Annotated in this window: 9 protein-coding genes and 2 pseudogenes; 4 read left to right on the plus strand and 7 right to left on the minus strand. The window is 42.2% G+C overall.

The window, feature by feature from the left end:
• Positions 1-115: 115 nt before the first annotated feature.
• Positions 116-781 carry a hypothetical protein gene (locus tag EWV60_RS03640; protein ID WP_287231028.1) on the minus strand — a complete coding sequence of 222 codons (666 nt, stop codon included), beginning with the start codon at positions 779-781 and terminating at the stop codon, positions 116-118.
• Positions 782-799: 18 nt separating this feature from the next.
• Positions 800-1,000 (minus strand): hypothetical protein, encoded by a 201-nt coding sequence (locus EWV60_RS03645; RefSeq protein ID WP_287231030.1) that lies wholly within the window; start codon positions 998-1,000, stop codon positions 800-802.
• Positions 1,001-1,458: 458 nt separating this feature from the next.
• Between EWV60_RS03645 and EWV60_RS03650 the strand changes: the two genes are divergently transcribed.
• Complete coding sequence (locus tag EWV60_RS03650; protein ID WP_002735961.1) at positions 1,459-2,058, plus strand: peroxiredoxin; 600 nt, start codon at positions 1,459-1,461, stop codon at positions 2,056-2,058.
• Positions 2,059-2,225: 167 nt separating this feature from the next.
• The gene (locus EWV60_RS03655; RefSeq protein ID WP_012266430.1) at positions 2,226-3,485 is read left to right on the plus strand and encodes an L-lactate MFS transporter; all 1,260 of its coding nucleotides are present in this window, start codon (positions 2,226-2,228) and stop codon (positions 3,483-3,485) included.
• A 418-nt stretch (positions 3,486-3,903) separates the two neighbouring features.
• Here the strand turns inward: EWV60_RS03655 and nrtS are convergent, their stop codons facing one another.
• Genes nrtS through EWV60_RS03675 form a run of 4 tightly spaced genes read right to left on the minus strand, consistent with a single transcriptional unit; the run spans position 3,904 to position 6,274 of the window.
• Positions 3,904-4,134, minus strand: a complete 231-nt coding sequence (nrtS, locus tag EWV60_RS03660; protein ID WP_287231034.1) for a nitrate/nitrite transporter NrtS — start codon at positions 4,132-4,134, stop codon at positions 3,904-3,906.
• Positions 4,135-4,137: 3 nt separating this feature from the next.
• Entirely contained in the window at positions 4,138-4,701 is a 564-nt protein-coding gene (locus EWV60_RS03665) for a GUN4 domain-containing protein (protein ID WP_002736466.1), read from the minus strand.
• Positions 4,702-4,755: 54 nt separating this feature from the next.
• Positions 4,756-5,886 carry a CO2 hydration protein gene (locus EWV60_RS03670; RefSeq protein ID WP_016517069.1) on the minus strand — a complete coding sequence of 377 codons (1,131 nt, stop codon included), beginning with the start codon at positions 5,884-5,886 and terminating at the stop codon, positions 4,756-4,758.
• 31 nt (positions 5,887-5,917) lie between these two features.
• The gene (locus tag EWV60_RS03675) at positions 5,918-6,274 is read right to left on the minus strand and encodes a DUF1823 family protein (protein WP_002752462.1); all 357 of its coding nucleotides are present in this window, start codon (positions 6,272-6,274) and stop codon (positions 5,918-5,920) included.
• A 168-nt stretch (positions 6,275-6,442) separates the two neighbouring features.
• Here EWV60_RS03675 and EWV60_RS03680 point away from each other — a divergent pair, with 168 nt between their 5' ends.
• Entirely contained in the window at positions 6,443-7,336 is an 894-nt protein-coding gene (locus EWV60_RS03680) for a DMT family transporter (RefSeq protein WP_287231039.1), read from the plus strand.
• Positions 7,337-7,773: 437 nt separating this feature from the next.
• Positions 7,774-8,091, plus strand: a pseudogene (locus EWV60_RS03685) (type IV pilus modification PilV family protein); the annotation flags it as partial.
• Here the strand turns inward: EWV60_RS03685 and EWV60_RS03690 are convergent.
• A pseudogene (locus EWV60_RS03690) lies at positions 8,081-8,189 on the minus strand (IS630 family transposase); the annotation flags it as partial. The pseudogenes EWV60_RS03685 and EWV60_RS03690 overlap by 11 nt on opposite strands.

Below are 8,189 nucleotides of genomic sequence, written 5' to 3' on the forward strand. Positions count from 1 at the left end.
TGCAAGGGTGATGCAAGGGTTTTAAGAGATTCTAGCAGATTTAAGTGCATTTGGGAAGCTCTCAATCAAGCTAAAAGCCCTTTCCTGTAAGGTTTTTAGATTTATTCAGCAAACCCTAGCTAGGGAAGTTGCCAGGAGAAAGATTGAGAATCATTATAAGAGAATTTTGCGATTCTTTTAAGTTATCGTAATCATTAAGAGAATAAGCTATCCAAGGATTATTCTTGGAACATTGAACCCATCTCCTCCACTTTCTCTTTACATTATCTTTACTTCCTGATTCGTATATAACTTCATATAATGGTCTTGGAGAGCCATCTAGGAGATCTTTAATATCTTCTCTAAAAAGTCTAATATTAGTAACTAAAACTCCTTCGCTTAATAACCTAGGAATTCCAAACTCAGCTTGGGCAATTTGTTTGTCTAATGAGCGTACATTTTCTGGCGAAGGATTGAATAGGCAGCTATTACCGTTGTTCGGCTTCCAAATTTTGTGATACTCTCGCCATCCCAACTTTTTGTAAGTGTCCACATCCCATGTTCTGTGCAATCCACTTATCTTACCTTTACCTATAGACGTAAAGAAATAGGAATCCGTCGCATTGGAACCATAGGCATCGGGTGTTCCGGCTGCTGGTCCATGGGTGATTAATCTACCATTCTCATCGTAAGTACATTGCTGACCTGGCCTTAATGGGTATAAATCGTTCCTTCCTTCCGGTCGATATTCCTCAGGGGCAACAGAGCGATAAAAACCTTTAGCTCCCGGATGATTACCCACAACCTCTTCATGTGCAAGCTAGCCCAGTCCTGCTGGTGTTAATGGATAGGATTTTGCGTTAATAATCCTTTGTTGAATAATCTCGTCTTCAGTACAAGGACAAGCAAAGAGTTTATCTTGCCAACCCGGATAATCTTCTTGTAGTCTGCGTACTACTTCTTCGGGTTGCAAATCTATAGGTTCTTTTTTGGCGATTTGATTGGATATAATGATACTCACAGTTGTGATCACTGGTACTCCGACCAACAAAGATAGAATTAGCTTCGAAGCATGGCTAACTAAAAATCCTTTAAGATAACTGAACATTGCCAAAATCCTCAATTTTCATAGGTTCGTTACTGCAAGCTAACGGCTGAATTGATCGGCAGCAAATCGTCTCTAATGGTCAATTCTAACCCAAAATATCACATCTGTCCGCTCCAATGATGTGTTACCTATTATCACTTCGTCAGGCGATCGCATAAATCCTTGATCAGCATGGTGTGTTGTTTCCAGTACACAGCTTTTATTTATTCTCCCCCGCAACACACACGAACTGGTCTCCCCACTTCCCCACTTTCCACCCCAATCCCCAACTAACGGCCAATTACTCAAAATCGTTATGACTATGATATAGTTGTTAAGGAATGTAAAAATAGTTGCATTTTCCCAGAAACTAGATTAAGGAGATTAAAAGTATGACCGCCGAAGGTTGCTTAAGAGTCGGACAAGCGGCGCCGGATTTCACCGCGACCGCCGTTTTCGATCAAGAGTTCAAAACCATCAAATTGTCGGATTATCGGGGTAAATACGTCGTTTTATTCTTCTATCCCCTCGATTTTACCTTTGTTTGCCCCACGGAAATTACCGCTTTCAGCGATCGAGTTAGCGAATTTGCCAGCATCAACACCGAGATTTTAGGGGTGTCCGTCGATAGCGAATTTGCTCACCTGGCATGGATTCAAACCGAGAGAAAATCCGGCGGTGTGGGGGATGTGGCCTATCCTTTGGTGTCGGATCTGAAAAAAGAAATCAGCACCGCTTACAATGTTCTTGATCCTGATGCGGGGGTATCCCTGCGTGGTCTGTTTATCATCGATAAAGAAGGTGTTATCCAACACGCTACTATTAATAATCTTTCCTTTGGTCGCAGTGTCGATGAAACCCTCCGCACTCTAAAAGCGATTCAATACGTCCAATCCCATCCGGATGAAGTTTGTCCCGCCGGTTGGCAAGAAGGGGATGCTACCATGGTTCCCGATCCTGTGAAGTCAAAAGTTTACTTCGCAGCAGTTTAGTTAAAGTTCGTCAGAAGTCCCTCAGCTATAGATGGGGAGAGACTTTTAAGGGGGTGAATTATTTCACCCCCCATTTTAATCGGAAAATTTTCTGGAAAATTGGCCCTATTAGCCATGACCTCATCTAGAATACTGGCCAGCAAGTCTAGAAAGAGTCACGGCAATCTATGACTACCAGTAATTACGATTCCGAGTTGACAGTTTTGGGATTACCCGCAGCCAAAGGTAGATGGTTATTAATACCTCTAGGAATGGGCGTTTTACTCTGTTTAGGGACGGTGTACTCTTGGAGTATCTTTAGAAAACCCCTAGAAACAGAGTTAAATCTCAGCGCCACGGAAAGCTTACTACCCTACACTGTGGCCCTAGTGTTTTATGCCGCTTCTATGCCAATCGCCGGTTTTTATATCCCCCGGGTAGGTACTCGCAGGATGACCGCTATCGGCGGAATTATCGTCGGTTTAGGCTATATTCTCGCTAGTTTTGCCGCTCAGATCCAGACAATTATTCTGACCTACGGAGTCATTGCCGGCACAGGAGTCGGCATCGCTTACGGTGTTCCCATGGCAGTGGTGGCACGCTGGTTTCCCGACAAAAAAGGTTTAGCGGTGGGTTTAACTATCATCGGATTTGGCCTTTCTCCCCTGATTACCGCACCTTTAGCCAATCGATTAATCAATGAATATAGCGTTAGACCAAGTTTAAGATTTTTGGGGATTATCTTTACAATAATTATTGTGATTATTGCGATCACAATGAAGTTACCCCCTCAAGACTGGCAACCCCCCGCCAATTTAGCTAATCGAAAATCCGACTTTCAGGCTAATTATCCAGTGAATATGCTGAAAAGTCGCTCATTTTATGGCTTATGGCTTTGCTATGCCATTGGTGCTTTAATTGGCTTGAGTGCTATCGGTATTTCTAGTCCTGTGGCTGAGGAAATTATCCAGATCGAGCCGGGGTTAGCCGCTAGTAGTGTTGCGCTATTTGCCTTGTTTAATGGTATTAGTCGTCCTTTGTTCGGTTGGTTAAGCGATCGCTGGAAACCCCATTATCTAGCGATCGGGGCCTATACACTCATTTTGATTGGTTGTCTGTTGATGGTCAAGGCTGAAAAAGGGGCGGTTACTAGCTATCTAGTGGCTTTTTGTCTATTTTGGTTCTGTTTAGGGGGATGGTTAGCCCTAGCTCCCGCTACCACTCTCCACTTCTTTAATCCTGACCACTACGCCCAAAATTACGGTATTGTTTTTACTGCCTACGGTGTTGGTGCTTTGATCGGAACTTTAGTAACTGGTAGAATTCGCGATTGGTTCGGTACTTACACTTATGCTTTTTATGCTATGGCTGTATTGGCAATACTGGGTATTTTTCTCGCTAGTGCCTTACTGAAAAGAGAGCGATCGCATTTATCAAATCCTAGCTAAGGGAGTTTTACCGCTGCCATTTTATAGTTTAAAATACTCGAAAACGGAAGAAGAATCAGATGGGTAAATAAGGGACTTGCGCTTTGATAATGTACCTTTTGGGCGAACGCAGTTCGCCCCTACATTGTGGACAAAATCCGTTACTGTAGGGGCGCAAGAAACCGGCACCCAAATGTCTATTTTTAGGCTCAGTGATCGATGAAAATCTCTAATGAGAGACTTGCACTTTGATAATGGGCCATTTAGGGCTGGTCTGATTCTTCTACAGAGCGATTTTCTGGCTGGGATATTATTCCCACGCAAGTCCCTAATATTATTGTAGGGGCGAATTGCATTCGCCCTCTTTTAATAACTTCTACTGCTCACCAATAGGTGAGAGAAAGTCCCAAATATGAGATGCACCCCAGCAATTCTAAATTTAAGGTTTCATGAGATAACTGCTATACTGCCCATGAACATTGACCAGATAGGGAACTAGATAAGTCAGTAATGCCGCCAGCCAGCGATCGCTTGTCATACGGCCGCTCATTATAGCATAACCGTGGTTAATTGTCAATAAAATTGTCCCCACTACTACAGCCACTTTTATCCCGGTGGGAGCAAATTGGGGGGATAATAAAGCCCGAAAATAGCCGATAATCCCTTTCATTGCCTATAAATCGCACTCTATCAGGCGAGTAAAGCAAAAAGTCACCATTTTTAACCCGTAGGGAGACTTCCACCAGAGAGCGGGAAAACAGCCTTCAGGAGCTGCTAGACTAAAATCCCAGTGATCATAATCATCGATACGCCACTCATCTTTGTCGCGCCATCCTACCAATTCCCCAAATTTTCTAATCGTTTCCGCGTCTTGGGTACGCAGGGTGTTAATACTACCGCCGGCGGCAAAATATAACTTCACCTGATTGCTAAAACCGAAATGATCGCCGCTATAATTTTTCCAAAGGCGATCGAGTACTCGAATCACATTAACGGGAAACCGCATCATATCCTCTGGGGTTAAAGTATCGCGGGTTCTGCCGGCAGTTTCGAGGATAACTCGGAGAGTTTCTGCGTCTGCCTCCCTAAAGTTCCCCTCAGCTAGTAATTGCTGTAATTTACCATAGCGCTCGATGTCTGGTACTAACATCTGCCGCGCTTCGATGAGGGCAACCCGTTCGGTTAAAGATTGCAATTGAGCTAAAATATCCTGAAGTTGGGCGTTAATATCTGACATAAATGTAAGGGAGGTTTGTTGACTGCAAAAATTACCGATTTATCGGCAGAATAATTATTGATTTACCGCTTCTAATCTTGACTTGACAAAGCGATTCATCCATGCTTCTAGATAGATGCGATTGGCTTTTTGTTCTTTTAAATCTGTGGTAGTTAAAGGGTAAGGTGCTAATCCTTGAATGGCTGCCGTTGTCACACAAAACATCGACTTTTGAAAAGTTTCGCAGATCTGGACTAATAAATCTTCCTCTTGACGAAAACTCTTTTTATAAATGTCGTGCAGATAATCTGGCAAAAAGTGACGCATATCCTGCATTAATAGTGTGGGAGGAATCCCTGCACCTCCGATGGGTAAAGGATCCGCATACAAAGCACCATAGGCAAACATTCCTTGATCGTAGGGAATTTGATAGGCTTGGGCATTATAGGAAATTGTACCGGGAAAAGGTGTTCCGCGAAAGAAAACCGCCTCAACGTAGGGGATTGCCGTATCTGCAAGAAAGGTTAATCCTGCCGATTTGGGGATCAGATCATAGGTTTGTCCTTTGATTTTTACCTGATAGACAATTGCTTGACTAGCATTATCAACTAAATTTTTCTTAATGTGTGCCACCACTTCGGGAATATTGGTAATTTTTCCGACATCGTAGAGATCGGATAAACTTAAAAAAGTATCGGCCATAATTCGCCAAAATTGACCTAAACCGCTATAGTAGGCCATCATCCGCATTTGTTCTGGCAAAAATTCAGGGAAGGCTTTATTTAAAATTAAAACTAGAGGATTATTCCTAAATTTGGCTTGAATAACTTTGGCTGTCACTTCCCGAAAAGCGGCACCATCTACATAACTATCTAAACCACCCCCACCATGCCAAAACATGGCTTTCATACAGTATTCAGCATACTCAAAATTAATGCGATTATGCCACCAGTGTTGTAGTAATTTTTGCCAAGATACTTGACCATTAAAATATTTAAAGAAAGGGAAAAAAACCAAAAACTGATTTTCCGCAATATAAATTAAATTTTTGGAATAAGCATCTAACACCACTCCGTAACTTTTCAGGATACCCACTACCTCGATCAAATTCTGGGGAGTATCTTTTAACAATGCTTCCCCAGCAGTGAGACGCTCAATATAGGATGCTAGGGGATGAGAGGAGGACTTGACAGGGATAGTAACCATGCTAGAAGCTTGATAAAATAACTTTCCTGATCTATTTTAACCCATAAAAGCACAACCAATTAGCGGCGGTGGCACGGCGAGTCATGCGGGGATTGAATTCGCCAATTTTATAACCGGTAAACCCCAATTTATCTTTTAATAATTGTTTATTTTCTGGCAAGATCGATCGAGTTAATTTTACTGTTGGGGGACGATTGGCAATAAAATCCGGGGGTTCGGGATATTCCCGTCGCCAATCTTCCTCTACTTGACTATTATCCCATTTTCCTTGACTTTCATCGTAGCGATAACCTAAACTTTGCCAAACCAATTTATTAACGGTTTCGTCGTCAATTTCATCGTTAATAATCGCCCAAATTATCTCTATATTTAATTCTGGTAGTTCCATAATCAAGTGAATGGGGTGTAGGGTGTGGGGTGTGGGGTGTGGGGTGTGGGGAGAATAAATAAAATAATCTCCTATTTCCTGACGACCGGCTACTGACGACCGGCTACTGCCTACGGTTAAAATAACTGGTGAATAACATCATTGATCATCGCGTAAGCGTAGCCTATTTTGCCTCCTTCTAACGCCAAAATTATTTTTATTTTAACTATCGGTGTGGTGTCGGTTTCTGCATCGGCAATTTTTATCCGGTTAGCGATCGAAGCGGTAGGTAATGCTACGATCGCATTTAGTTTATTTTTAGCGACTTCTCGTCTGATATTGGCTTCTGTTGTCCTAATTCCGAACTGGTTGACCTTATCACGCCAAAAAGTCCCTATTCAAGCCTATTATTACGCAGTGGGGGCAGGATTTTGTTTAGCTCTCCATTTTGCTACTTGGATTACTTCTCTATCCTACACCTCGATCGCCGCTTCTACCACTTTAGTCACCACTAATCCCCTCTGGGTTTCCCTGTTGGGTTGGTGGTGGTTTCGAGAAAAACCGACTAAATTAACCTTTATCGGCATTTTTGTGGCTCTAACGGGGGGATTATTGATTGTTTTAGCCGATCGAGATGTGAGTAGTTCTTATCCTAACCCTTTATTGGGCAATAGCTTGGCTTTAATTGGGGCAATTCTCGTCAGTGGTTATATTCTCCTCGGACGGGAAGCACAAAGAAAGGGCTTAAATATTAAGAATTATATAACTGTAGCCTACACTACCGCAGGATTAGCCTTATTACCTTCTGTTTTTTTATTTGGTCAAGATTACGAAAGCTATCCCCTATCCGTGTATGTTTATGTGTTAATGATGGCGATTTTTCCGCAATTAATCGGTCATACTAGCTTTAACTGGGCTTTGCGATGGGTAGCACCGACAATAGTAACCATGGTAATTTTATTAGAGCCAATCGCCGCTAGTCTGTTAGGAGTGTTCATTTTTGGTGAAATCCCCCCCCAAGAAGTCATTTATGGCGGATTAATTCTATTAATCGGCGTAGGCATTGCTATTTTAGGCGGATAAGCTGTTAGTGTATCTAAATTACTGGTTAAGTGCGATCTCGATCGCCGATTGTAACCACAGACACAGACTAGATTAGTGTACAATGATGACTGAATGAGAGTTTAAGTAGGTAGATCTTAAAAACTTGCGGATGCCCCCCTTATCAAGGGGGGATTAAGGGGGGATCAGCACCCCCCTTATCAAGGGGGGATTAAGGGGGGATATATCTTCAATTTAATTATAATCAGCTACTTAGACAATCTGACTCACTTGAAAAATAGGGTTTTCGGGGAATTAATTCCCTGACTAAAGTTAGAAATATCCGATCATTTGCGTAATCTGTAGTTAAGAGCGAAGAAAAGCCAGTAGTTTTCAGGAAAAACGGGGGGGGGTAAAAAGTGAAATTAAAAGGAAAGGGGATACAGTCAAAACTGTCATCATCCGAGTCTGGTTTCTCGATGTTAGAAGTGATGATTGCCATTTTTACTATTACCGCTTTCTTAACAGGAACCTTACAGTTAATGGCGTTCACTGCCTTATATAAAGTTCGGTCAGAAAGACAGGCTCAAGCTAACTTTTGGATTCAAGAAGATTTTGAGGATGTCAAATTTTTAGCTTCGACTTTAGATGTGAACTCCAGTCCTCCCAACCCCTACATCACCCCAGATGTATGTACAAATATCAGTCAGGGTTATGCCACAGCTTTAAGAAGAGAACTAACGGCTACTCTCCCCCCCACCAATCCACTGCAGGAACAATTATACTTTAGACGTTCATAATCTGAGATTTATTAAACTTCTGAAATCGTAGAGTCAGCAAGGAATCCAGTTCTTTTTTATGTTTCAGATGGGCATCATTCAGACATTCATAAATA

It is taken from the genome of Microcystis sp. Msp_OC_L_20101000_S702, from assembly GCF_007095705.1.
GTDB classification, from domain to species: domain Bacteria; phylum Cyanobacteriota; class Cyanobacteriia; order Cyanobacteriales; family Microcystaceae; genus Microcystis; species Microcystis ichthyoblabe_A.

What these genes read in the sequence shown, in the direction of transcription:
- EWV60_RS03650 (WP_002735961.1), top strand. Translation starts at nt 1,459, where the DNA reads ATGACCGCCGAAGGTTGCTTAAGAGTCGGACAAGCGGCGCCGGATTTC.
- EWV60_RS03655 (WP_012266430.1), top strand. Translation starts at nt 2,226, where the DNA reads ATGACTACCAGTAATTACGATTCCGAGTTGACAGTTTTGGGATTACCC.
- nrtS (WP_287231034.1), bottom strand. Translation starts at nt 4,134, where the DNA reads ATGAAAGGGATTATCGGCTATTTTCGGGCTTTATTATCCCCCCAATTT.
- EWV60_RS03665 (WP_002736466.1), bottom strand. Translation starts at nt 4,701, where the DNA reads ATGTCAGATATTAACGCCCAACTTCAGGATATTTTAGCTCAATTGCAA.
- EWV60_RS03670 (WP_016517069.1), bottom strand. Translation starts at nt 5,886, where the DNA reads ATGGTTACTATCCCTGTCAAGTCCTCCTCTCATCCCCTAGCATCCTAT.
- EWV60_RS03675 (WP_002752462.1), bottom strand. Translation starts at nt 6,274, where the DNA reads ATGGAACTACCAGAATTAAATATAGAGATAATTTGGGCGATTATTAAC.